The sequence below is a fragment of the Phytohabitans maris genome, assembly GCF_031085175.1.
Lineage (GTDB): Bacteria > Actinomycetota > Actinomycetes > Mycobacteriales > Micromonosporaceae > Phytohabitans > Phytohabitans maris.
Map to the genome: position 1 here is coordinate 87821 of NZ_JAVHUY010000033.1, position 24274 is coordinate 112094.

Here is a 24274-nt window from a genome sequence, read left to right on the forward strand (position 1 = left end):
GTTGACTCAGGCCGCTATGGAGAGCACCCGCTGTGGATTGGATATCGTGATTCGATGGACGTCGTCTTCGGTCAGGCCGGCAGCGAGAAGTCGCGGAATGAACGAATCAGTGAGGTATGTGTATCCACCCCCGCCGTAAGTGCTGAGGTGCTCGTTTCGGACGATGTCGTGTGAGAGGCAGATCTGGTCGATGTGGCCTTCCCGGACCAGTCGGACGATCCAGTCGGCACGACGATTCAGGTCGAATTCGTGGCCAGCCCGGATATTGTCGAACTGGACATAGGCGCCACGGCGTGCGATCGCGAGGTGGTATTCGGGAAGGAATACGGTGTCGCAGTGTCCGATGACGACCCGATCGGGCGCCACGCCTTCGGCCTCGAGGATGTCGAGTTGGTCGATGCCGACGGGAAATCGGCAGGCGTGGGTACTGATGGCCGCGCCGGTGCGCAGGGAGGCTCTTGCGGCGGCACGAAACGAGCGCTCCTCCATCGCGGTGAGGTGCCAGGTGTCCGCGCCGATCTCGCCGATGATTCCCGCCCTGACGTCGGTTCCCGGGAATCCTTCGGTGAGGTCGAGGACCATGCGGTCGGCGATCTGGTCGACGGTGTGCCGGTCGAAGTAGTTGTCGTCGTAATACGGCTGCCGATAGTGCCCGGTACCCAGGACCAGGTGGACGCCGGTCGCTTCCGAGAGTGCACGCAGCGCCAGGACGTTGTTGACCGGTCGTGTGCCGTGTTCGGAGTAGCCGGAGTCCGGCACCCCGTGGAATCTGCCGGTTGGATCGGGTGAGCCGCCCACAGCGAGCTCGCCGCAGGAAAGCTCGACTATGGTCCCGCCACCGGCTGCCCGGTAGCGTGCGACCTCGGTTGTCATGAGTTCCGCGTCGATGAGCAGGCCAGTCATCCGGTTGGTTACCAGCGTGCTCGCGTAGATGTGCTCGTGCATAAGGGTCAGACCGAGACGTGTCGGTTCGATCGGTCCGCTCACGGTCATTGCCGTTACGATGCCTGGGTTGGGCGTTTTTTCAGTCATGGATGCCATGCTCACGTGGTGTTGAGAGTTGTCCGCTGCCCGGCGCTGTCGAAGGCGTGGACATCGTTCAGGGAAATGTGTCCGGTGAATCGGCCGTCGTGGACGGGCACGTCCGCCCGGACGCGTACGCGAAGCTTCGTGTCGCCGACTTCGAGATGGATGAGGCGTTCGCGGCCCAGCAGCTCGGTCAGCAGGACCGTGCCTTCGAAGGTGAGGTCCTGGGGCGTGCCTGGTCCGGGCTTGAAGTCCTCGGCGCGTATGCCGACTTGTGTGACTCTGGACGGGTCGAGGCGGCTGATTCCTGACGTCGCCGTGGCCGGGAGCGAGCCGATGCCGACGATGTTCATGCCGCCGAGGAAGCCGGCCACGAAGGTCGAGGCTGGTCTGTCGTAGACCTCGTCCGGGCTGCCGAGCTGCTCGATCTGCCCGTCCTTCATCACGACGAGGTCGTCAGCGAGGGCGAGTGCGTCCGACTGGTCGTGTGTCACGAAGACCAGGGTCATCCCCAGCAGGCGTTGTAGTGTCTTGATCTCACTCCGCATCTGGACTCTAAGGTCCGCGTCGAGATTGGACAGCGGCTCGTCCATGAGGACGAGGCTGGGGTTTCGTACGAGGGCGCGACCGATGCCGATTCGCTGTCGTTGTCCGCCGGACAGCTCGTGCATGTGGCGGCTCAGCAGTTTCTCGATATGCAGGATCCGGGCGATCTCGTTGACCCTCGCGGCTCGCTCGGCGCGCGGGACTCGGGCCATTCGCAACGGAAACTCGATGTTTTGGAATCCGGTCTTGTTCGGATAGAGGGCGTAGTTCTGGAACACCATCGCGACGTTGGGCGACGCGCGGTGGCCGGCCTGGACAGGTCGACCGGCCACGGTCGTGCCGCCGCTGGTCGGCACCGTGAGTCCCGCCATCGCGCGCAGGAGTGTCGTCTTGCCGCAGCCAGAGGGGCCGAGCAGCACGGCGATCCGGCCAGCGTCGACGTGCAGGTCGAGGTCGTTGAGCGCGACCGTCCCGTCGGGAAAGACCTTGCGGAGCTTGACGCATGCGACGGTGGCGCCGACCGGTTGGTCGCGCGTCGCGTGCTGGTCGGGTGAGCCGGGTGGGGGCATCGCGGTCACGATGGTCGGCCGCGGCGTCACTTGATCACTCTCGCGGCTTGGGTTTGCGCTTCGCGTAGGGCGTCAGCTGGACTGGACTTGCCGGCGATCGCCTGACCGACGGCGAGGTCGAGCTTGGACCAGGCCTCCTGGGCGTTGCGCCCACGCAGTTGCTGCATTGGCGTGACGTACTGAGGCCAGTCGAGGGTCACCTGGCGGCGGGGATCGGTGGCCAGAACCGTGGCCAGCTCACCGCTCTGCGCCTCGGACTCGTTGACCGGCAGGTAGCCGCTGAGGCGGGCCTGTTCGACCTGTCCGGGTCCGCTGGCCAGCACCTTCATCACCTCGACGGCGGCCGCGAGCTTGTGCGGGTCCGGATTGGTCGAGATCATGAATCCGCCCTGCGGGATCAGCCGCGGCGCCTGAGCGGTCGCACCGGGCAGAGCCGAGAGCCGCAGGTCGAACTTGGCGCCCTTGGACAGGATCGGCAGGTAGGAGCTCGTGTTCGCGGTCATCGCGGCCTCGCCGCTCAGAAATTGCTGCTCCACGACCGCGCCGGTGCTGCCGACGGCCAGGCCGTCCTTCTGCATATCGGACCAGTAGGTCAGTGCGGAGAGGGCGTTGGCGTTCTGGAAATCGGGCGCGCCATCTGGGGTCGCGAGCGAGCCCCCGTAGGACGCGACGAAGTTCTGGAACGGCCACGACGCGGTGGAGTCGGCGGAGCGCCAGGCCACACCCACTTTGGCGGCGCCCGATTTCACGATCTTCTCCGACGCCGATCGGAGCTGCTCGTAGGTCGTCGGGGGCTTGTCAGGGTCGAGACCCGCCCTGCGGAAGGCATCGGCGTTGTACCACAGATTGAGCAGCGTGATGCTCTGCGGGACGGCGACGGTCTTGCCCTCGTGCTGGCCGAGTGCGAGGAACTGGTCGTAGATGTGGTCGGTCGGGAACTGTGCGTTTGCCAATGCCGTGTCAAGCGGCTTGGCGACACCGCTGTCGGCGTAGGTCTTGACCGACGAGTACGACACGATGGCCATGTCAGGCGGACGCCCGGTGGCGATATCGGCGAACAGCCGCTGGTCGACCTCGCTGTAGCTGTTCGCCCCTGTCTGGACATCCACGGTGATCCCGGTCCGAGCGGTGAAGTCCTGGCCCAGGACCGCCGCGAGGGTTTCCTTGAGACCCGGGTTGCTGACCGGAAACAGGAGCGAGAGCTCCTTGCTGGGTGTCGCGGGGCCGGATCCGGTGGCGCCTGAGTCTTGTGTGCCTTTACCGCATGCTGCGATAGTGGCTACGAGGCCCGCGATGACGACAAATGCTGCGGCACGTCGGGTCCGCGACCGTTCTACGTGTGGCATGGGAGCTTCTTTCTCGGGTAAATGGGTATCAGATGGTTCGGCTTGCGGATACGCCTTCGATCATGTAACGCTGAAGCACGATGAAGAGCACCACGAGGGGTGCGATGGACAACACGGCGGCGGCCATCAATGGTCCGTACCGGATGCCGGTCTCGGCACTGGCGAGGTACGAAATCGCGTATGGTACGGTCGCTGAGGCGTCGGACCGGACGGTAAGGCTGGGCCAAAATAGGTCGTTCCAATGCTCGACCATGGAAAACGCCGCGCCGGCGGCGATCGCAGGTTTGACCGCCGGCACCACGACATGCCACAGCACGCCGATCCGACCGACACCGTCCATCCACGCCGCGTCGAAGGTCTCCTGCGGAATTGAAACGATGAACTGCCGGAATAGAAAGACCATGAAGGCCGACCCGAGGAACGGGATCACGAGCGCGGCGATCGTATCGATCAACCCGACCTGAGAGATCATGAAGTATGTTGGGATCGCACGGACCTGCTGCGGTATGAGCAATATGATCAGCAGCGCGCCCATCAAGACGGCGGAGCCACGAATCCGCGACCGCGCCAGGACGTATCCGGCCGGTAGGCATATCAGCAGCTGCCCGACGAACGTCAGGGTGACGGCCAGCGTTCCGTTGATATAGTACGTGAGCCAAGGCGACGCCTCGAGCGAGTACCGGAAATTGTCCAGTGTCAGGCTGGCCCACGGTATCGTGAGCGAAAACGCCTGGTCATCCGGCTTGAACGCCACGATGAGCATGAGGACGAATGGTCCGATCATGAAGCACCCGCCGATAGCGAGTCCCAGGTGAAGGAGGAGTCGTCTCAGACGGTTCGGTGCCATCTCACTTCCTTCCCTCGACGTTGACGCGCCGCTGGGTCAGCACGAACTGTGCCGACACGACGGCCAGCGTGAGGATCAGCAGGATCATCGTCAGGACGGACGCGCCGCCGATGTCGAGATAGGTGATGCCTCGCCGAAACAGCGCGAATGCGAGGGTTTCTGTCGCGGTATCCGGGCCGCCCTGTGTGATGACCTTGATCTGGTCGAAAACAGATAGTGCGTTACGAGTCGTCAGGACTGTCACGAACAGCAGCGTCGGGGTCAGGGCCGGCAAGGTGACGGTGCGGAAGGTCGCGAACGGCCCGGCACCGTCAAGGAAGGCTGCCTCGTACAGATGGCGGGGAACAGACGCCAGCCCGGCCAGCAGGATGATCGTCGCCATCCCGATGGCCTGCCAGCTCCCGATGACGGCCATGGCCGGCATCGCCCAGGTGTCCGATTCGAGCCATGCGCGGACCCCGGTCACCTGACCGAACGTCCGATCGACCAGGCCTGAGTCGGGATAGTAGAGCCATTGCCACACCACGGCCATCGCCGCCAACGTCGCCGCGGACGGCAGGAAGTAGACAGACCTCCACAATGTCGAGCCACGGCCGAGGCGATTCATCGCCAAAGCGGCGAGAAGGCCCGCGATGAGCGTTACGGGAACAGTGAGTACCGCGTACAACAGCGTGTTGAGGGTCGCGTTGGTCGCCTCACCCGATTCGCCTGCCGCCACGAAGTTGTCGACACCTGCCCACGTGATGGTGCCGGCAAGGGGATCGTAATTGAAGAACGCCAGTGCGAAGACGAGCAGTGTTGGTACGACTGCGAAGATGGCCATGAGAACGTACGCGGGTGCGACCATCGCGTAAGAGGCCCACTGCACGTTGGCCCGCAGTGGCGAAGCGCTCATAGCCGCTGCCCTCGTCCGACCGTCAGGTGCGAGTTGATCAGGCGAACGCCTCTTTCGAGATCGTCGTCGTTGACGGCGACACTGATTCGGAGATAGCCGGGGCGGCCGAACGCGGATCCCGGCATGGTGATGACCCCGGCAGTCTCGAGGATCTGGCCGGCCGTTACTACATCGTCGAAGCCTGCCGGGAGTCGCAGGAAAAGGTAAAACGTGCCGCTGACCACCGAGCAGGTGTCGCGGAGAGGTGCGAGGATTTCCTCAGTCTTGCGATGTCTCGCCTTCAGACGGTCGCGGAACTGGGCACTCACGTCCGGCCCTTCGAGCGCAGCGAGGGCGGCATATTGGGCGACCTGGTTGACGTTGGACGTCGTGTGAGACTGAATCGCCACTATTCGCTTCGCTGTGCTCACTGGACTGATCGCCCAGCCGACTCGCCACCCGGTCATCGCGTACGCTTTACTGACGCTGCCGATAGATACCAACCGGGGCAGGATCGGTGGATACACGGCCGCCGGCGACATGGACGGCCCATCCAATCTCAACCGTTCATAGGTTTCGTCGTAGATGAGCCAGATTCCTCGGTCGGCGCACCATCGCGCTATTGCCGCGAGCGTCTCCGCGTCATACGCGGTCCCGGTCGGGTTGTGTGGCGACGCGAGGATCAGCGCGGCGGTTTTCGCCGTTGCCGCGTCGTCCAGCTCCGCAGGCGTGACCTGAAGTGAATCCGATGCGGGCTCCACGATCCGAGGCGTTGCGCCGGCTATCCGCACGGCGCTGGGAAAGGTTACCCAGTACGGCGCAGGTATAAGGACGTCGTCGGATGCCGAGGCAACGGAGAGGATCGTATTGAAGATGCCTTGTTTGGCTCCATTGGTGACGGTGACGTTCGCTCGGCCAATCTCACATCGGAACCGATCCGACGCGTCCGCGGCGATCGCATCGCGCAATGCTGGCAGCCCGGCCGACGGGCCATAGTGGTGGTTGGCCGGATCGGTCATGGCGCTAGCGGCGCGTTCGACGATGTGGCCCGGCGTCGGGAAGTCCAGCTCGCCGGCCGACAGGTCGATGACCGCTCGGCCCGATGATCGGAGTTCGGCTGCTCGTTCGCGCATCACCGCCGTGGGCGAGAGCGTCACCGCGGGCCCAACCATTACGCGCTGCCCGGGTGCTGGAGTAGGGCATCGGGCAGGGCGCTGACGGAGTCGAGGAGCGCGGTGTTGTTCGCGGTCTCGAGGCGGTCCCTGCTGTGGGCACCGTTCAGCACCCCCGCGACGAACCCGGCGCCGGACCGGTTGCCCGCCTCCAGGTCGCTGACGGTATCCCCGCAGACGGCGACCCTGCGCACGTCGCTGGCGTGCGTCCGCATGAGCGCCGTCAAGATCATGTCCGGGTACGGGCGGCCGCGCACGTCTACGCCAGGGGTGACCACCGCATCGACTAGGTCCGTCCATCCCTCGGTGCGCACGAGCGCGCGGGCGATGGCGTCGTTGAAGCCTGTGGTGAGCACGACCTTGCTCCCGCGTAACTTCAGGTCTCGAATGGCGTCTTCGGCACCGGCTACCGCGCGAGCTGGTCCACGGGTGGCCGCGTCGAGCATGGCGCCCTCGAAGAATTCGAGAGCGGCTGCCGAGGCAGCTTCGTCGTTGGGGAAGAGAACGTCGAACAGGTCGCGCTTGGGCTTGCCGCGGGCCTGCACGAAATCGGCTTCGGAGACGACACGCCCCGGTTCGACCCTGTCGACGGCGATTGACACTGCCGCTTCGACCAGACCGTCGTCGCGAATGGTAGTTCCGGCCATGTCGAGGACCACGAGTTCACACCACCATGACGATCCCATTTGCATATTCCTTTGCATCCTTGTCGGTTGCCGCGAGGTAGTAGGTTGCGGCGTTGGCGATCGTGGACAGTCTCTAGATGCTGTGCAACACTGTGACCTCTGCCGCGCGGTCGAGGGTTTCGGACGCCAGCTTCGGGTTTGCGTATGCGAGTGCGACGTACAGCGCGTCGGCGAGGGCGAGATGCGCGAGTCGGCTCGTCGCCGCCTCCAACCGAAAGCCCGCCTCAGGCGCACCGGCGACGAGTGTGACGTCCGCTCGCTCGGTGAGAGCAGAACGGAGATGACTCGTCAGCGCGACGACGGCCGCGCCGCCCATCCGCGCCAGTCGCACGCCTTCGATCGTGCCCCTGCTCGAGCCCGTCTGGCTCACCGCGAGAACAGCGTCGGCTGGTCCCAGCCGACGCGCCGCGTTGTGCTGCGCCATCCCGTCAGCTGGTGCGATCGCGTCAAGCCCGAGCATCGTGAGCCTGTAGCTGATGTCGTCGGCCGGGGCACGCGATGTGCCCGAACCCAGGACGAGGATCCGCTTGGCCTGGCGGAGCGCGCGCACCGCCGCCGAGAATGCCGTACGGTCGATCGTCTGGAGACTGGCCATTATGGTCTGAGCAGACGTCGACAAAATCTTTGTCAATATCTCCTCGTCATTCGGCGACTCCGACAGCGCTCCATGGTGGACGCCTTGCGCCCCTCCCAGATCCTTGGCCAACGTCAGCTTGAGGTCTTGGAAACCTTGGAATCCGAGCGCTTTACTGGCATGCACGACAGTCGACGGAGCGGTCCGTGCTATCTCGGCGAGTTCGGACGCGGAGCAGCTGAGGACTCTTTCCGGATTGTCGAGAATCGCCTGGGCCACTCGCGCGTCACTTGGTACCAGGGTAGGCATCGCGACGATGATCGCGGAGACGACGCGACCGGCAACGGGCACATCGGTTTGCGGCTGAGACATACAACCCCACCCTTCCAGCGAACGACGATCGCTGTTGAGGCACGTTAGGGCGAACGCAGATCGTTGGTCAAGGGGCTGAAGGTTAAGCGCGCGTGACGGGTTGCCGTCGAGCCTGTTCCCGAGCCGTAAGGGAACCGGACGCCCACCGTCCATGTCGACGAACATGGTGAGGACGAGGGCGACGCGTTCGGGTCGACCCGAGTCAGCTGCCGCTCGCCGCCCCGTGACCGACCGCGCAGAACGACGCCGGCGAACGAACTACGGGTGTCGCGCCCGGGCATTCGGCCGGATCGGCGCTCCCGGGGTCAGCGTGGCTGGCCCGGTTGGTTGGCGCGGTCGAGGAGTGGCCGGAGTCGGTGGGTGACCAGGTTGCGCATGACCAGGGCGGTGCTTGTGCGTTCGATCCCGGGGGTGGCGAGGATGATCCCGGCGACCCGGTAGAGGTCTTCGGCGTCGCGGGCGACCACCCGGATGAGCAGGTCGAGGTTGCCGGAGATGCCGTGCACCTCGATGACCTCGGGGATCTCGGCCAGTGCGTCGGCGACCTCGGCGAGGCGTCGCTGGGTGACCGCGGCGGTGATGTGGGCGGTGAGGGGGTAGCCGAGCGCGGCCGGGTCGACGCAACGTTCGAGCGACGTGAGCGCGCCGCGCTGCTCGAGCCGGGCCAGGCGGGCCTGCACGGTGTTGCGGGCCACACCGAGCCGCTGGGACAGCGCGAGCACGGTGGCCCGGGGCTCGTCGATGAGCACGAGCAGCAACCGCGCGTCGAGTGCGTCCAGGGGTGTCATATCGCTCAGTCTGCCACGGCCTTTGATCGTGGATCTTGCGCACTTTGCTCAAGCCGTACCCCGGATGTTGCGCATTGCTCATCGTGTTGTTGTTCTTCTGGGGCAGATCGACACGATGGCGGTGATCCGAATGACACTGGCCGACTCCGCGCCGGCCCTCGCCGCGCCTGCCGGCGGCGCCGGGTTCGACGTGCTGCGGCAGGTGCAGGACCGGGTGCTGTGGCTGTCCACGGCGATGATCCACCACGCCAACCGGGTACGCCCGAACCGCTCGGGTCTGAAGGTGGGCGGCCACCAGGCCTCCAGCGCGTCGATCGCATCGATCATGACGGCGCTGTGGTTCACCGCGCTGCGGGCCGAGGACCGGGTGTCGGTCAAGCCCCACGCCTCGCCCGCGTTGCACGCCGTCAACTACCTGCTCGGCCGGCTCGACGAGGCCAAGCTGACCACGTTGCGGGCGTTCGGTGGGCTCCAGAGCTACCCGAGCCGCGCCAAGGACCCGGATCCCGTCGACTACTCGACCGGGTCGGTCGGGATCGGCGCGACCGCCCCAGTGTGGGGCGCGATCGCGCGCCGCTACGTCGCCGACCGCACCTCACACGTCGGCACCGGACGCCAGTGGTCACTGCTCGGCGACGCCGAGCTCGACGAAGGGGCCTGCTGGGAGGCGGTGCTGGACCCGACCGTGGCCGACCTGGGCGAGCTGGTGTGGGTGGTCGACCTCAACCGCCAGTCGCTGGACCGGGTGGTGCCGAACCTCGCCGCGACCCGGTTGGCGGGCATGTTCGGCGCGGCCGGCTGGCAGGTGGTCACCGTCAAGTACGGGCAACTGCTCACCGAACTGTTCGCTCGGCCCGGTGGCGAGGCGCTGCGCCGGCGGATGGACGAGATGACCAACCCCGAGTACCAGCGGCTGCTGCGCTGCCCGCCCGACGAGCTCCGCCGGCGGCTGCCCGGCGCGGGCGGGTCCGCTGCCGGGATCGCCGCGCTGCTGGCCGACCTCGACGACGCCGCGGTGACCGCCGCGCTGCGCAACCTCGGCGGGCACGACCTGCCGGCGCTGGCACAGGCGTACGCGTCCATCGACGACACACGGCCGACCGTCATCTTCGCCTACACCATCAAGGGGTACGGGCTGCCCACCGCCGGGCACCCGCAGAACCACTCGGCGCTGCTCACCGACGCGCAGCTACGCGAGCTGGCCGACCGGCTCGGTATCGACCCCGACCGCGCGTGGGACCGCTTCCCGGCGGGCAGCGAGGCCGGCCGGCTGTGCGAAGCCGTCGCCGCCCGGCTCGACCGGGCCCCGGTCGCGGTCACCGAACCACCCGCCGTGCCGGCCGACATCGGGCGTACTCCCACCGGCGTGGCCTCCACGCAGCAGGCGCTGGGTCGCGCCCTGCTCGACCTGACCCGGGAGGCTCCGGCCGCCGCCGCGCGGGTGGTCACCGTCAGCCCCGACGTGGCCTCCAGCACCAACATCGGCGGCTGGCTCAACAAGGTCGGCACCTGGTCGCGCCGTCAAGGACAGGACTGGTTCGCCGACGACGCGGAGACCATCCTGCATTGGCGGGAAGCGCCCACCGGGCAACACATCGAGCTCGGCATCGCCGAGACCAACCTGGTCGGACTCCTGGGCGAACTCGGGGCCACCTGGAGCCGCTGGGGCCACCCGCTGCTCCCAATCGGTGTGCTCTACGACCCGTTCGTGGGACGGGCGCTGGAGCCCTGGTCGTTCGGCATCTACGCCGGCGGCCAGTCGATCCTGGTCGGCACCCCGTCCGGGGTCACCCTCGCCCCGGAAGGCGGGGCACACCAGTCCATCACCACGCCGTCGATCGGGCTGGAACAGCCATCCTGCACCGCGTACGAGCCCGCCTTCGTCCTCGACACCGAGTGGTGCCTGCTGGCCGGGCTGTCCCGGCTGGGCCGCCCGGACGGGGAGTCCACCTACTTGCGGCTGTCGTCCCGCCCGGTCGACCAAGACCTGGCCGCCGTCCCACCCGACCCGGCCGCCCGCGAACGCCGCCGCCGGCAGACGGTCGCCGGCGCCTACCTCCTCCGCAGCGATGCCAATCCCATGGCCACAATCGCCGCGATGGGAGCCATGGTCCCCAACGCGCTCGAAGCCGCCACCCGCCTAGCCACACAGGGCATCGGCACCGACGTCGTCGTGGTCACCAGCGCCGACCTGCTCTTCCGCGCGCTACGCGCCCGACAAGGCCACCACGACGGTCCAACCTGGATCCTCGACCAGGTCTTCCCGGCCAACCGCGCCCGACCACTCATCACCGTCCTCGACGGACACCCCCACACCCTGGCGTTTCTCGCGACCGTCAACGGCGTCCGCGCCAGCAACCTCGGCGTGACCCGGTTCGGCCAGTCCGGCGACATCCCCGACGTTCACCGACACCACCAGATCGACACCGACAGCATCGTCAGCGCCGCACTCGACCTCACCGTCCACCCGAGCTAGCCCGATGGACTGGACAGAACTGGTCCTCCGATTGGGCATCGCCGCCGTCGGAGGCGCGGCACTGGGCCTGGAACGCCAAATCGGCGGCCACCACGCCGGATTCCGCACCCACACGCTCGTCGCCCTCGGCGCTTGCCTGTTCACCCTCGCCGGCGCCTACGGCTTCACAGACCTGCACCCCGGCCCCACCATCGATCCCGCCCGCATCGCCGCCCAAGTCGTCTCCGGCATCGGCTTCCTCGGCGCCGGAGCGATCCTGCGCGACGGCGCGTCCGTGCGGGGGCTCACGACCGCCGCCACTCTCTGGATCTCCGCCGCACTCGGCCTGGCCGCCGCCGCCGGCGCATACACCGCGGCCGCGGCCACCGCCGTGCTCGTCCTCGCGGTCCTTTCCGTCCTGCGCACAGTCCGGGCACTCGCCCGGCGCATCTCAGGCAGCCGCGACACGCTCACCATCGAATACCAACGCGGCCACGGCACCCTCGGACCACTCATCCGCGCACTCGACGAAGCACAAGCACGAGTGAGAACCATCCAGATCCACGACACCGGCCTCGACGACCCAGACCCTGTCGCAGGGATACGACGCGTCGAAATCCGCCTCCACGCACGCCACCAACCCTCCCTGGCCACGATCGTCGACGTCATCGGCCAACGCCCCGAGGTGCTCACCGTGCAGGTCCAGCCCGACTAACCAGACCCAGCCACCACCAGCCCGCAAGCGACCACCGACGCCGGTCCCTGACATCGACATACGGCACCCGCTTCCACGGTCATACCCTTCTGCCGAATGCGCCGACCGGAGCCTTGGGGCCGTGGACAACAATGAGCACGGCATGGCGGTTCGGTTGCTGCTGACACAGGCCACAAAGCCACCGTCCAGGCCGACGCGGCGGCCCGGCGGCTTGTCCACTGTGCGCCGTCCTCGACTCCGCAAGACGTCGATGACGCACCCCAGGTGCTGCAGCCGCTCCGCTTCCCGATGCCGGCGCCCCGTAGAGATACTGGGCTCGACCGTCTCCGTGCCAACGGCGACCAACTACCTCCGCGGGTGTCGCCTGGTCAGTGTGCGCCCCAGACCACGGCGCTACGTGGGTATCAGCCCAGCGCCGGCGACGACCTCGCGGTGGGGGACTACGTGCTGTTCGGCACGTACCACCGCAGCACCGGCCAGGTCATGTCCGGCGGCGCTGCGGTGACCATCTACAACCGCTCATACGTCACCGACTACTTCAGCGCCGCCGGCGTGCGGGCGGTCTTCGACTTCTGGGACGAGCACATCCTCGACAAGGAGATGCTCAAGCTGCTGAAGCAGAACGGCAAGCTCGGCACCAGCATCTTCGAAGACTCCATCGAGATCTCCCGCAGCGGCCCACTGTGGACACCGGACCTGCTACGGGAGTTCTCCCGGACCAGCGGCTCCGGCACCGCGCGGTACGCGCCCGTGCTCGCGCTGGCGGACGCCGACCGGTTCGACGACGGTGATCTGGCCGCGCGCATCGTGGAGGACTACAACCTGACCCTGGGCGCGCTCTACGAGGACCGGCACGCGGCCAGGATCAGCGACTGGGCGGCGGCGTTCGGCTACACCTACCGTGCCCAGGCGTACCGGTTGCCCGGGCTCGACTTCGCCGGCGCCGCCGCGGCCGTCGACATCCCCGAGGGGGACAACTCCACCTCCGGCGACGGGCTGCGCAACCTCGCCGCGGCCGTCAACCTCACCGGCGGGAAACTGCTGTCGATGGAGACCACCACCTTCGCCGCCGACATGCACTCCACCTGGAAACACATCGCCAAGGAGGTGAACGGCGACCTGTCACACGGCGTGAACCGGTCGATCTCCATGGTTCGGCGTTCACCCGTACCTTCAACGGACACCAGAGCCAGTGGCCGGGCTGGAACTTCATGAAGGAGATAAGTCCCGGCTTCTCCTCGTACAACGCCCGACAGATCTGGTGGGCCGACGTGGCCACCTTCAGCGGCTACGTAGCCCGCAGCCAAGCCGTCAAACAGGCCGGACAGGCCAAGGTCGACCTCGCCGTCCTGCTCGGCAGCGACGCCGGGTTCACCGTCCAAAGTGGCAACTCGCTGCAGGGGTTACTCAACCACGGCTACTCCTACAACCTGCTCAGCGAGGCGCTGCTCCAGCAACCCTCCGCGGTCGTCAGCGACGGCGTACTTGCCGCCGACGGGCCAAATTACCGGGCGCTGATCCTCCGCCAGGTGACGCAACTGTCCGTCGCCGCGGTACAGAAGATCACCGACTACGCTAGGCGCGGCCTCCCGGTGATCCTCTACGACTGCGACGTTACCCGCGTCTACGGAACGAACCAGCCCGGCAACAACGACACGCTGCTGGCCGCCGCGGTCGCCAAGCTGACCAAGCTGAGCACCGTCTCGACCGCGACCCCCGAAGCCGAGGTGCTCGCCGCGCTCGACCGCCGGAGGATCAGCCCGGCGGCCAGCTACCACGTACCCAACCTCGAGGCCACACGCCGTCAGACCCGTGACGCGTCCTACTACTACCTGTTCAACGCGGGCACCACACTCGCCGCGCCGGCCGAGGCCGGGGCCACGGGCATCCGCCTGGTCAGCACGGCCGGGCTGAGCCCGGGAGACACACTGCTCGTCGACGTCGCGGACGATCAGGAGACCGTGACGGTGGCGGCGATCCCGACGCCCGCACCAGCCGCGCCGGCCGCGAACGTCGCCCTAGTCGCGCCCCTGTCCAAGGCACACGCCGGACCGGCGGCGGCGCTCGGGCCGTGGGGCGTGCCGAAGGGCGCGGTGGTGTCGTCGCTGGCCGGGCAGAAGGTGACGTTGCGGGGCGACGGCGTGCCGTACCTGCTCGACGCCTGGACCGGGCAGATCACCGCGATCGCCGAGTACACCACCGGGCCCGGCACGGTCACCGTCGGTCTCGACCTGGAGCCGCGCGACGCAGTCATCGTCGCGCTGGTAACCAACGCGCCAAAGCGGGCTCACGTCACCGCCCTGGCCGGCGGCGAGGCCGTCTACACCCGCAAGGGCGGGCTGCTGCACCGGGCCTACGTCCCGGGCAGCTACACCGCCTCGCTGTCGAACGGTCGCCGCCGGACGGTGACCGTCCGGTCCGTGCCGGACGTCCTCTCACTGCCCGACGGGTGGAGCCTCGAACTGCAAAGCTGGGGCCCCGACCCGGCGGCGAACGCCGTCGACCCGACCGCGTCGGCGAAGACCACCGTCACCTTCGCGGGCGTCACGCTGGGGGTCTGGGACGACCTTCCAGCGACCTCCGCCCATCTCGCCAAGCTGGGCGTGGACGGCATGGGCCAAGTCTCCGGCGTCGGCCGCTACTCCCGCTCGTTTCACCTGCCCACGGCGTGGGCTCGCGCGGGCGCGATCCTGTACCTGCGGCACCGCGACGACATGGTCGTCCGTGTCCGGCTCAACGGCGCCGTCATCGAGGACGTTGACCAGTTCACCGACCGGGTCGACGTGGGCGACCACCTGCGCATCGGCGCCAACACCGTCGAGGTCACCACCGATACGACGCTCAACAACCGGATGGGCGACTTCGACAACCCGGACAAGATCTGGGCCGGCGGCGCGTCCGGCGCCCAGACCTACGGGCTCACCGGGGTCAGGCTCATCCCGTACGTCACGTCCGAGGTTCTGTAGACGGTTTACCCCGGTTCGGCCTGTCAGCGGCGGGTCGAACCGGGCCCGTCATCCGGCTGCGTGACCGGCTGGGCGGTCGCTGGACTCGCGCACGATGAGCTCTGGTTCGAAGACAACCTGCCGGTGTCTGTGGTGGTCCGGGTCGTTGGCCTCCTCCAGCAGCAGCGTGGCGGCGGTCTGACCGAGGCTTGCGCGGGGCTGGCGGACCGAGGTGAGCGGAACGGCGGCCGCGGCGGCGAAGTCGATGTCGTCGTAGCCGACCAGCGCGATGTCGTCGGGAACCCGAACGTGTTGGCGGGTCAGGCCCTGCAGGACGCCGAGCGCGAGCAGGTCGTTGGCACAGAACACGGCCGTGGCGCGCCCTTCGCGGGGCGTCCCGACAATACGGGCGGCGGCGTCCCGGCCGGCGGCGACAGTGAGCGCCGGTGTCTCCAGCCGGCGCAGGTGCTGGCCTTCGGAAAGCCCGAAGGTGGCCAGGGCCTGGACCACGCCGTCGTAGCGGTCGCGGACCTGTTCCAGGTCGTGCGGGCCGCCGACGAACGCGACGCGACGATGCCCCTTCTCGATCAGGTGGCGCATCGCCAGCTCGCCGCCGAGCCGGTCATCGACGGACACCGAGCACAAATCCGACTGGGTCGACCTGCGGTCCAGTAGAACCACACGGACGCCACGGTTCCGCAGCCGGTGCAGACGATTATCGAGCCCATTAATAGGCGTATTAACGGGAGTGATAAGCACGCCCTGGACGCGTTGTTCTTCGAGTAGGTCGAGGTAGGCATTCTCTTTGGCGGGATCGCCGTCGGAGTTGCAGAAGATGACGGCCATGCCCGCCTGCCCGGTGGCGTACTCGACGCCTTTGGCGACATCGGTGAAGAAGGGGTTGGCGACATCCAGGACGACCAGGCCGAGCGTCCGGCTGCGACCGCGGCGCAGCTGCCGGGCGGCGTCGTTGGGCACGAAACCGAGCTCGCTGATGGCTGCGAGCACCCGAACACGGGTCGCAGCCGCGACCACTTCAGGCTGGTTTAAGACGTTTGACACCGTTCCCACGGAGACGCCGGCGCGGACGGCCACGTCACGGATGCTTACCGCCGGCGTACCTCGCACAGTGGCCCTCCTGGATCTTCGTGGAGCCTGAACCGTGACCAGGATGCCGCGTGGGCCGGGTCAAGAATGAAACACTGACCGGATGTGGCCATGCTTTCTGCTCGTGCCGGGATCCGGAAAGACCAGGCCCGCCTACAATGGCTCGTCGTCCGGAATCGACCTCATTGCACCAGGATTCGGAAAGCGCTTGCCCGCCTAACGATCCGGTAACCGCGTCGAAACTCTTGACCGGACCCGAAACCTGCGCTTAACGTCTCTCCCACGAAGCAATGAATCGTTTCATGGAACTGGGGGCGTGGTGCCCGAACAACCAAGCAATGGTGCGACGCTGCTGGCCCTGTCCGGGGTGAGCAAGTCGTTCGGCGCGGTGCGCGCGTTGGTGGACGGCCAGCTCGAACTGCGCGCGGGCGAGGTACACGCCCTGGTCGGGGAGAACGGGGCGGGCAAGTCGACATTGGTGAAGATCCTGGCCGGCGTACACAGCCCGGACGGGGGTGTACTCACCCTCGACGGCGAGCCGTCCACCTTCACCGGCCCGGCGGACGCCCGGGGGGCTGGCATCGCGGTGATCTACCAGGAGCCGACGCTGTTCCCAGACCTGTCGGTGACGGAGAACATCTTCATGGGCCGCCAACCCCTGCGCGGCCTGCGTCGCATCGACGCGGCGTCCATGCGACGGCGCACTGCGGAGCTGTTCGCCCGGTTGGGGGTGCACCTGGACCCGGACCGTCCCGCGCGAGGGCTGTCGATCGCCGACCAGCAGCTTGTGGAGATCGCCAAGGCGCTGTCGTTCGACGCGCGGGTGCTGGTGATGGACGAGCCGACTGCGGCGCTGTCCGGTGTGGAGGTGGAGCGGCTCTTCGCGGTGGTGCGGTCGCTGCGGGAATCCGGCGCGGCGATCCTGTTCATCTCGCACCGGTTCGACGAGGTCTTCGCGCTGTGCCAGCGCATCACGGTGATGCGGGACGGGCGCTGGGTGTCCACGGACCGCGTCGAGGACCTGGACGTCGGCCAGGTGGTGCGGCGGATGGTCGGACGGGAGATCTCCCAGCTGTACCCGAAGCAGCAGACGCAGGCCGGTGACGTCGCCCTGGAGGTTCGTGACCTGACCCGGCAAGGCGTCTTCGAGAACGTCAGCTTCACCCTGCGGCGCGGCGAGATCGTGGCGCTCGCCGGGTTGGTCGGGGCGGGGCGCAGCGAGGTCGTGCGGGCGGTGTTCGGCGTCGACCGGTATGACTCCGGCGAGATCCTGGTCGACGGGGTACGGCTGCCGCGGGGAAAGCCGGCGGCAGCGATCTCGGCCGGGGTCGCGTTGGTACCGGAGGACCGCCGTCAGCAGGGCCTGGTCATGGAGCTGTCCATCGAACGCAACGCGACGCTGCCGCGCCGCTGGTCGCTGGCCCGGCTCGGTCTGCTGGGCCCGCGGGTGGAGCGGGAAGACGCTTTTGGCTGGACGCAACGCCTTCAGGTCAAGGCCGGCGCGCTGTCCGATCCAGTGTCCACATTGTCTGGCGGCAACCAGCAGAAGGTGGTCCTGGCGAAGTGGCTGTCCACGTCGCCGAAGGTGTTGATCGTGGACGAGCCGACCCGGGGCATCGACGTCGGCACCAAGGCGGAGGTGCACCGGCTGATGTCGCAGCTGGCCGCCGATGGCGTGGCGGTCCTGATGGTCTCCAGCGAACTGCCCGAGGTGCTGGGCATGGCCGACCGGGTACTGGTGATGCACGAGGGCCGGCTGGTGGAGGAGATCGCCCGGGAGCGGGCGGACGAGGAGTCGGTGATGCTCGCTGCCACCGGCCAGAGCAGCGGCGGTGCGGCGTGACGACAGCGACCCGGGCAGCCGCACCGCCGCCCACGAGAACGCGCGGTGACGTGCGGGGTGCGCGGAGGTTGTTCGTGGTCCGCGAGCTGGGCATCGGCCTCGCGCTGGTGCTGCTGGTCGCGGTGACCACCATCTACAACCCGCGGTTCCTGAACGCCCAGTCCCGCAAGGACCTGATGCTCGGCGCCACCATCCTTGTCGTGCTGGCGGTGGGGCAGGCGATCGTGGTGATCACCCGCAACGTCGACCTCTCCGTCGGTTCGGTGCTGGGGCTGTCCGCGTTCGCGACGGGCAAGCTGTTTCTGGCCATGTCCGAGACGCCGATCGTCTTGGCGGTGTTGGCGGGCGTTGGTCTGGGCCTGCTGTGCGGAATCGTCAACGGGGCGCTGATCGCCGTGGCGCGAGTGCCCGCGTTGGTGGTCACGCTCGGCACGCTGTACGTCTTCCGCGGCGTCGACTACTCGTGGGCGGCCGGGCAGCAGATCAACGCGGCCGACATGCCCAGCGGTTTCAAGCGGATGGGCACCGCCACTCTGCTCGGCATCCCCGTCCTGGCCCTGTTCGCGATCGCCGTGCTGGTTTTCGCCGGCTACTACCTGCGTAACTACCGCTCGGGTCGGGAGATGTACGCGATTGGCTCGGACCCGGAGGCCGCCCGCCTGTCCGGCATCCCGGTCGGCTGGCGGGTGTTCACCGCCATGGCCATCTCTGGCGCCCTCGCCGGCCTGGCCGGTGTGCTGCACGCGGCCCGGTTCGGCACGCTGGACGCCGCCGCCGGCAACGGGATCGAGCTACAGGTCGTCGCCGCCGTCGTGGTGGGCGGGGTGGCGATCTTCGGCGGCAGCGGCTCGGTCTACGGCGCGGCCCTCGGCGCGCTGCTGCTGTCGACGATCGGGTCCGCGTTGCCGGTGCTGCGGATCGACCCGTTCTGGCAGCAGGCCGTCGTCGGCGCGTTGATTCTCGCCGCGATCGGACTGGACCGGGCGCTGACCGCGCGCATCGCCGACCGCCTACGAGGAAGGAGGGCCCGCGGTGCTTAAACGACTGGGCACGTGGGACATACTGGTCATCGGCGTCCTCGCCCTCGTGGTGATCGCCTCCTCGATCGCGGTCGACGGGTTCGCGACATCCCGCTTCTGGGGCTTCCTGCTGCTGGACGTCATCCCGATCGCGTTGATCGCGCTGCCGATGACCCTGGTGATCGTCACCGGCGAGATCGACCTGTCCGTGGCCAGCGTGCTCGGTCTGTCCAGCGCGGTGATGGGCCAGCTGTGGCTCTCCGGTGTGCCGCTGCCGGTGATCCTGCCGCTCGTCCTCGTACTGGGGATGGTGTTGGGCGCGGTGAACGGGCTGTTCGTTACCGGGTTTGGGCTGCCGTCCCTGGCGGTGACGATCGGTACCCTCGCGCTCTACAGAGGACTCGCCTACGTGGTGCTGGGTGACAAGGCGGTCGCCGACTTCCCGTTCTCCTGGACCGGCAACACGATCGAGGCGCTGCCCGGCACCACCATCCCGTGGATGGCGCTGCTCGTCGCCGGCCTCGCGGTCACCTTCGGGGTGGTGCTGCACGCCACCCCGGTCGGTCGGGCGCTGTTCGCGATGGGCAACAACGAGCAGGCCGCCACGTTTTCCGGGATTTCGGTGGCGAGGACGAAGTTCTGGCTGTTCGTGTTGACGGGTGCGGTGGCGGCGTTGGCCGGGTTCTTCTGGACCATGCGGTACGCGTCCGCCCGTGCGGACAACGGCGCCGGTCTGGAACTGTCCGTGGTCGCCGCGGTCCTGCTCGGTGGGGTCTCGATCTTCGGCGGTCGCGGTTCCCTAATCGGGGTCATGGCTGGTGTGCTGCTGCTGATCAGCCTGCGTAACGCGCTGCAACTCGCCGATGTACCCGCCGACACGCTCACCGTCGTCACCGGCGCCCTGCTGATCGTCTCCGTCGTCGGCCCCAACGCCGCGAGCATGCTCCGCGCCCGCCTGCGTCGCCGACGACCCGCCGTGACACCAGTGGCCGGTGCCTGAGCACCCGACCACAACCACCAACCAACACCTCTCCCACCGAATTCACCACCGGGCCGGCCCATCGGTGCCCGGAATGCCAGGAAAGGACGAGTTATGAAAGCCATGCGGACCAGACATGTGCGCCTCGGCGCGTCCCTCATCGCCCTGTCGGCGCTGCTGATGACCACAGCCTGCGCGAGCGACGACGAGGGTGACACGCCGGCCGGCGGTGGCAACGCCAGCGGGGGCGCGTCGGGGCAGATCAAGGAGGGGCTGTCGGTGGCCTTCCTGCCCAAGCAGGTCAACAATCCGTACTTCACCGTCTCGGATAACGGGGGTAAGTCGGCGGTGGAGGAGTTCAAGGGTGAGTACAAGGAGGTCGGCCCCTCCGAGGCGAGTGCCTCGTCCCAGGTGTCGTACATCAACACGTTGACCCAGCAGGGTTCGGACGTGATCGTCATCTCGGCGAATGATCCGAATGCGATCTGTGGTGCGGTCAACCAGGCTCGGCAGGGTGGGGCGAAGGTGGTGACGTTCGACTCGGATACCAACAAGGACTGCCGGGATCTGTTCGTCAACCAGGTGACCGCGCAGGGTATCGCGGAGAACCAGGTCAAGTTGATCTCGGATCAGATCGGTGGGGCGGGGAAGATTGCGATCTTGTCGGCGACGGCGAACGCGACGAATCAGAACGCGTGGATCGAGTTGATGAAGACCGAGTTGAAGAAGCCGGAGTATTCCAAGATCGAGTTGGTTACGGTGGCGTACGGCAATGACGAGGATCAGAAGTCGTTCCAGGAGACCCAGGGGCTGCTGTCTTCCTACCCGGACTTGAAGGGGATCATCTCGCCGACCACGGTGGGTGTGGCGGCGGCGGCGCGGTATCTGTCCGGTTCGCAGTACAAGGGGAAGGTGGCGTTGACCGGGTTGGGGACGCCGAACCAGATGCGTGAGTTTGTCAAGGACGGCACGGTGAAGAACTTCGCGTTGTGGAGCCCGGCCGACCTGGGTTACCTGGCGGCTTACGCCGGCGCCGCGTTGGCCTCCGGTGTGATCACCGGCAAGGAGGGCGAGAAGTTCACGGCTGGCAAGCTCGGCGAGTACACCATCGCCGCAGACGGCATCGTGGTCCTCGGCCCGCCGACGGTGTTCGACTCGTCGAACATCGACCAGTTCGACTTCTAGCCGCACCGGTCCCGGTGCCGGTCGACGAAGCCGGCGCCGGGACGTCCACAGTGGAGGATGATATGTCCGATGCCGTGAGGGCGGCCCTGCGAGTGCAGCGGATCGAGTTGCCGTCGTGGGCGTTCGGTAACTCGGGTACGCGGTTCAAGGTGTTTGGGCAGGCGGGTGTGCCGCGTACGCCGTTCGAGAAGGTTGAGGACGCGGCGCAGGTGCATCGGTTTACCGGGGTGGCGCCGACGGTGGCGTTGCACATTCCGTGGGACAGGGTGGATGACTACACGCATCTGGCGGGGTTCGCGAAGGAGCATGGGGTCGGGTTGGGGACGATCAACGCGAATGTGTTCCAGGACGACGACTACATGCTCGGGTCGGTGACGAATCCGGATCCGGCGGTGCGGCGTAAGGCCATCGACCACCTCCTTGAGTGTGTGGACATCGCGGCTCAGGTCGGTGTCCGCGACGTGAAGTTGTGGTTCTCGGATGGCACGAATTATCCGGGTCAGGACTCGATCCGGGTCCGGCAGGACCGGCTGGCGCAGGCGTTGCGGGAAACCTACGCGCGTCTCAATCCCGACCAGCGTCTGTTGTTGGAGTACAAGTTGTTTGAGCCGGCGTTCTACACTACGGACGTCCCGGATTGGGGTACCGCCTACGCGCACTGCCTACGGCTGGGTGAGAAGGCGCAGGTGGTGATCGATACCGGGCATCACGCGCCGGGTACGAATATCGAGTTCATCGTGGCGTTCCTGCTACGCGAGCAGAAGTTGGGGGCGTTCGATTTCAACTCGCGGTTCTACGCCGACGACGACCTGATGGTGGGGTCAGCGGATCCGTTCCAGTTGTTTCGGATCATGCATGAGATCGTGTCGGCGGACGCGCTCAAGTCGGGGGCGGGGATCGCGTTCATGCTTGATCAGTGTCACAACATCGAGCCGAAGATCCCGGCGCAGATCCGTTCGGTGATGAATGTGCAGGAGGCGACGGCGAAGGCGTTGCTGGTCGACCACGACGCCCTGGCCGAAGCTCAGCGGGCCGGTGACGTGTTGGGTGCGAACGCGGTCTTCATGGACGCCTACAACACCGACGTGCGTCCCCTGCTCGCGGATGTCAGGCGGGAGATGGGTTTGGACCCCGACCCGGTCGCGGCGTATCAGCGGTCGGGTTATGGGGACAAGATCGTCGCCGAGCGGGTCGGCGGCCAGCAAGCCGGATGGGGAGCCTGAAAAGTGTCCACCGTTGACGACTCGCCGGTTGAGGATCTGATCGGCCGCTCGAACCGGCTCGGCGCCGACCGCCGCAACACCAACTACGCCGGCGGTAACACCTCGGCCAAGGGCACCGGCATCGACCCGGTCACCGGGCAGCCGGTCGACCTGGTGTGGGTCAAAGGGTCGGGCGGCGACCTGGGCACGCTCACACCGGCCGGGTTGGCGGTGCTGCGGCTGGACCGGCTACGCGCCCTCGCGCAGGTGTATCCGGGGGTGGAGCGCGAGGACGAGATGGTGGCCGCGTTCGACTACTGCCTGCACGGGCGGGGCGGGGCCGCACCCTCGATCGACACCGCGATGCACGGCCTGGTCGACGCGGCACATGTGGACCATCTGCACCCCGACGCCGGTATCGCGTTCGCTACCGCGGCCGACGGTGAAGCCCTCACCAAACAGTGTTTCGGGGACCGGGTGGTGTGGCTGGGCTGGCGGCGTCCCGGCTTCCAACTCGGCCTGGACATCGCCGCCGCCAAGCAGGCTCATCCGCGGGCGATCGGGGTCATCCTGGGCGGGCACGGCATCACCGCCTGGGGCAACAGCAGCGCCGAGTGTGAGGCCAACTCGCGGGAGATCATCCGGACCGCGCAGGCGTTCATCGACGAACGCGGCCGCCCCGACCCGTTCGGCCCGATCATCGACGGCTACACCGCCCTACCGCAGCCGCAGCGGCACGCCCGGGCCGCCGCCCTCGCCCCGCTCCTGCGCGGGCTGGCGTCCACCGACCGGCGGCAGGTCGGCCACTACACCGACACCGCCCCGGTGCTGGACTTCCTGGCCCGCACGCAACACCCCCGGCTGGCCGCGCTCGGCACCTCCTGCCCCGACCACTTCCTACGCACCAAGGTCCGCCCGCTCCTGCTCGACCTACCCCCCACCGCACCCCTGGATGAGGTCAAGCAGCGCCTCAAAGACCTGCACGAACAGTACCGGGCCGACTACGCCGCCTACTACCAGCAGCACGCCACCCCCGACAGCCCGCCGATGCGGGGCGCCGACCCGGCGATCGTGCTCATCCCCGGCATCGGCATGTTCTCCTACGGCACCAACAAACAAACCGCCCGCGTGGCCGGCGAGTTCTACCTCAACGCCATCAACGTCATGGCCGGCGCCCAAGCCATCTCCACCTACCAGCCGATCAGCGAAGCCGAAAAGTTCCGGATCGAATACTGGGCCCTGGAAGAAGCCAAACTCCAGCGCATGCCCCAACCCAAACCCCTGACCACCCGCATCGCCCTGGTCACCGGCGCCGGCTCCGGCATCGGCCGAGCGATCGCGCACCGCCTCGCCGCCGAAGGCGCCTGCGTCGTCGTCGCCGACCGCAACCCCCACACCGCCGCCACCGTCGCCGCCGAAATCGGCGACACCGACACCGCCATACCCCTCACCGTCGACGTCACCGACACCACCGCCATCCAACACGCCATCCAAACCACCCTGCTCACCTACGGCGGACTCGACCTCGTCATCAACAACGCCGGCCTATCCATCTCCAAACCCCTCCTCGAAACCACCGACACCGACTGGGACACCCAACACTCCGTCATGGCCCGCGGCTCCTTCCTGATCTCCCGCGAAGCCGCACCCACCCTCATCGACCAACACATGGGCGGCGACATCATCTACATCACCAGCAAAAACTCGGTGTTCGCCGGACCCAACAACCTCGCCTACAGCGCCGCCAAAGCAGACCAAGCCCACCAAGTACGCCTCCTCGCCACCGAACTCGGCCCCCACGGCATCCGCGTCAACGGCATCAACCCCGACGGCGTCGTCCAAGGCTCCGGCATCTTCGCCGCCGGCTGGGGCGCCCAACGCGCCGCCACCTACAACATCCCCGAACACCAACTCGGCGCCTTCTACGCCCAACGCACCCTCCTCAAACGGGAAGTACTCCCCGAACACGTCGCCAACGCCGTCTACGCCCTCACCGCCGGCAACCTGACCCACACCACCGGACT

Annotated in this window: 20 protein-coding genes; 10 read left to right on the forward strand and 10 right to left on the reverse strand. The window is 67.4% G+C overall.

Annotated elements, in window-relative coordinates; translation table 11 throughout:
* Positions 1–6: 6 nt before the first annotated feature.
* The 9 genes from RB614_RS29890 to RB614_RS29930 form a co-directional block, all read right to left on the reverse strand.
* Positions 7–1032, reverse strand: a complete 1026-nt coding sequence (locus tag RB614_RS29890) for a phosphotriesterase family protein (RefSeq protein WP_308716018.1) — start codon at positions 1030–1032, stop codon at positions 7–9.
* A gap of 11 nt (positions 1033–1043) precedes the next feature.
* The gene (locus RB614_RS29895) at positions 1044–2171 is read right to left on the reverse strand and encodes an ABC transporter ATP-binding protein (protein ID WP_308716019.1); all 1128 of its coding nucleotides are present in this window, start codon (positions 2169–2171) and stop codon (positions 1044–1046) included.
* Positions 2168–3487 carry an extracellular solute-binding protein gene (locus RB614_RS29900; protein WP_308716020.1) on the reverse strand — a complete coding sequence of 440 codons (1320 nt, stop codon included), beginning with the start codon at positions 3485–3487 and terminating at the stop codon, positions 2168–2170. The genes RB614_RS29895 and RB614_RS29900 overlap by 4 nt, the downstream gene beginning before the upstream one ends.
* A gap of 28 nt (positions 3488–3515) precedes the next feature.
* The gene (locus RB614_RS29905; RefSeq protein ID WP_308716021.1) at positions 3516–4250 is read right to left on the reverse strand and encodes a carbohydrate ABC transporter permease; all 735 of its coding nucleotides are present in this window, start codon (positions 4248–4250) and stop codon (positions 3516–3518) included.
* Positions 4251–4335: 85 nt separating this feature from the next.
* Positions 4336–5229: a carbohydrate ABC transporter permease gene (locus RB614_RS29910; RefSeq protein WP_308716022.1), complete on the reverse strand. Its 894-nt coding sequence runs from the start codon at positions 5227–5229 to the stop codon at positions 4336–4338.
* Complete coding sequence (locus RB614_RS29915) at positions 5226–6365, reverse strand: pyridoxal phosphate-dependent aminotransferase (RefSeq protein WP_308716023.1); 1140 nt, start codon at positions 6363–6365, stop codon at positions 5226–5228. The genes RB614_RS29910 and RB614_RS29915 overlap by 4 nt, the downstream gene beginning before the upstream one ends.
* A gap of 14 nt (positions 6366–6379) precedes the next feature.
* Positions 6380–7039, reverse strand: a complete 660-nt coding sequence (locus RB614_RS29920; protein WP_308716024.1) for an HAD family hydrolase — start codon at positions 7037–7039, stop codon at positions 6380–6382.
* A 100-nt stretch (positions 7040–7139) separates the two neighbouring features.
* The gene (locus tag RB614_RS29925; protein ID WP_308716025.1) at positions 7140–8012 is read right to left on the reverse strand and encodes a MurR/RpiR family transcriptional regulator; all 873 of its coding nucleotides are present in this window, start codon (positions 8010–8012) and stop codon (positions 7140–7142) included.
* A gap of 305 nt (positions 8013–8317) precedes the next feature.
* Complete coding sequence (locus RB614_RS29930) at positions 8318–8800, reverse strand: Lrp/AsnC family transcriptional regulator (RefSeq protein WP_308716026.1); 483 nt, start codon at positions 8798–8800, stop codon at positions 8318–8320.
* A gap of 130 nt (positions 8801–8930) precedes the next feature.
* Between RB614_RS29930 and RB614_RS29935 the strand changes: the two genes are divergently transcribed.
* The 4 genes from RB614_RS29935 to RB614_RS29950 all read left to right on the forward strand — a co-directional run bounded on the left by RB614_RS29935 (position 8931) and on the right by RB614_RS29950 (position 14936).
* A complete protein-coding gene (locus RB614_RS29935) occupies positions 8931–11276 on the forward strand; it encodes a transketolase-like TK C-terminal-containing protein (RefSeq protein WP_308716027.1) in 2346 nt (781 codons plus the stop codon).
* A 4-nt stretch (positions 11277–11280) separates the two neighbouring features.
* Positions 11281–11970, forward strand: a complete 690-nt coding sequence (locus RB614_RS29940; protein WP_308716028.1) for an MgtC/SapB family protein — start codon at positions 11281–11283, stop codon at positions 11968–11970.
* A 432-nt stretch (positions 11971–12402) separates the two neighbouring features.
* Positions 12403–13185 carry a hypothetical protein gene (locus RB614_RS29945; RefSeq protein WP_308716029.1) on the forward strand — a complete coding sequence of 261 codons (783 nt, stop codon included), beginning with the start codon at positions 12403–12405 and terminating at the stop codon, positions 13183–13185.
* Positions 13182–14936, forward strand: a complete 1755-nt coding sequence (locus RB614_RS29950; protein ID WP_308716030.1) for a glycosyl hydrolase — start codon at positions 13182–13184, stop codon at positions 14934–14936. Before RB614_RS29945 ends, RB614_RS29950 begins: the two co-directional genes overlap by 4 nt.
* 48 nt (positions 14937–14984) lie before the next feature.
* On the opposite strand, the gene RB614_RS29955 is transcribed toward RB614_RS29950, so the two are convergent.
* Entirely contained in the window at positions 14985–16010 is a 1026-nt protein-coding gene (locus RB614_RS29955; RefSeq protein ID WP_308716031.1) for a LacI family DNA-binding transcriptional regulator, read from the reverse strand.
* 331 nt (positions 16011–16341) lie between these two features.
* Here RB614_RS29955 and RB614_RS29960 point away from each other — a divergent pair, with 331 nt between their 5' ends.
* From RB614_RS29960 to RB614_RS29985, 6 genes are all read left to right on the forward strand, one after another.
* Entirely contained in the window at positions 16342–17865 is a 1524-nt protein-coding gene (locus RB614_RS29960) for a sugar ABC transporter ATP-binding protein (RefSeq protein ID WP_308716032.1), read from the forward strand.
* A 74-nt stretch (positions 17866–17939) separates the two neighbouring features.
* Positions 17940–18905: an ABC transporter permease gene (locus tag RB614_RS29965; RefSeq protein WP_308716033.1), complete on the forward strand. Its 966-nt coding sequence runs from the start codon at positions 17940–17942 to the stop codon at positions 18903–18905.
* Positions 18898–19884 (forward strand): ABC transporter permease, encoded by a 987-nt coding sequence (locus tag RB614_RS29970; protein WP_308716034.1) that lies wholly within the window; start codon positions 18898–18900, stop codon positions 19882–19884. The genes RB614_RS29965 and RB614_RS29970 overlap by 8 nt, the downstream gene beginning before the upstream one ends.
* A 93-nt stretch (positions 19885–19977) precedes the next feature.
* Entirely contained in the window at positions 19978–21048 is a 1071-nt protein-coding gene (rhaS, locus tag RB614_RS29975) for a rhamnose ABC transporter substrate-binding protein (RefSeq protein WP_308716035.1), read from the forward strand.
* Positions 21049–21110: 62 nt separating this feature from the next.
* Complete coding sequence (gene rhaI / locus RB614_RS29980; RefSeq protein ID WP_308716037.1) at positions 21111–22271, forward strand: L-rhamnose isomerase; 1161 nt, start codon at positions 21111–21113, stop codon at positions 22269–22271.
* 3 nt (positions 22272–22274) lie between these two features.
* Positions 22275–24274 (forward strand): bifunctional aldolase/short-chain dehydrogenase (locus RB614_RS29985; protein WP_308716038.1); only part of this gene is annotated, 2000 nt, incomplete at its 3' end.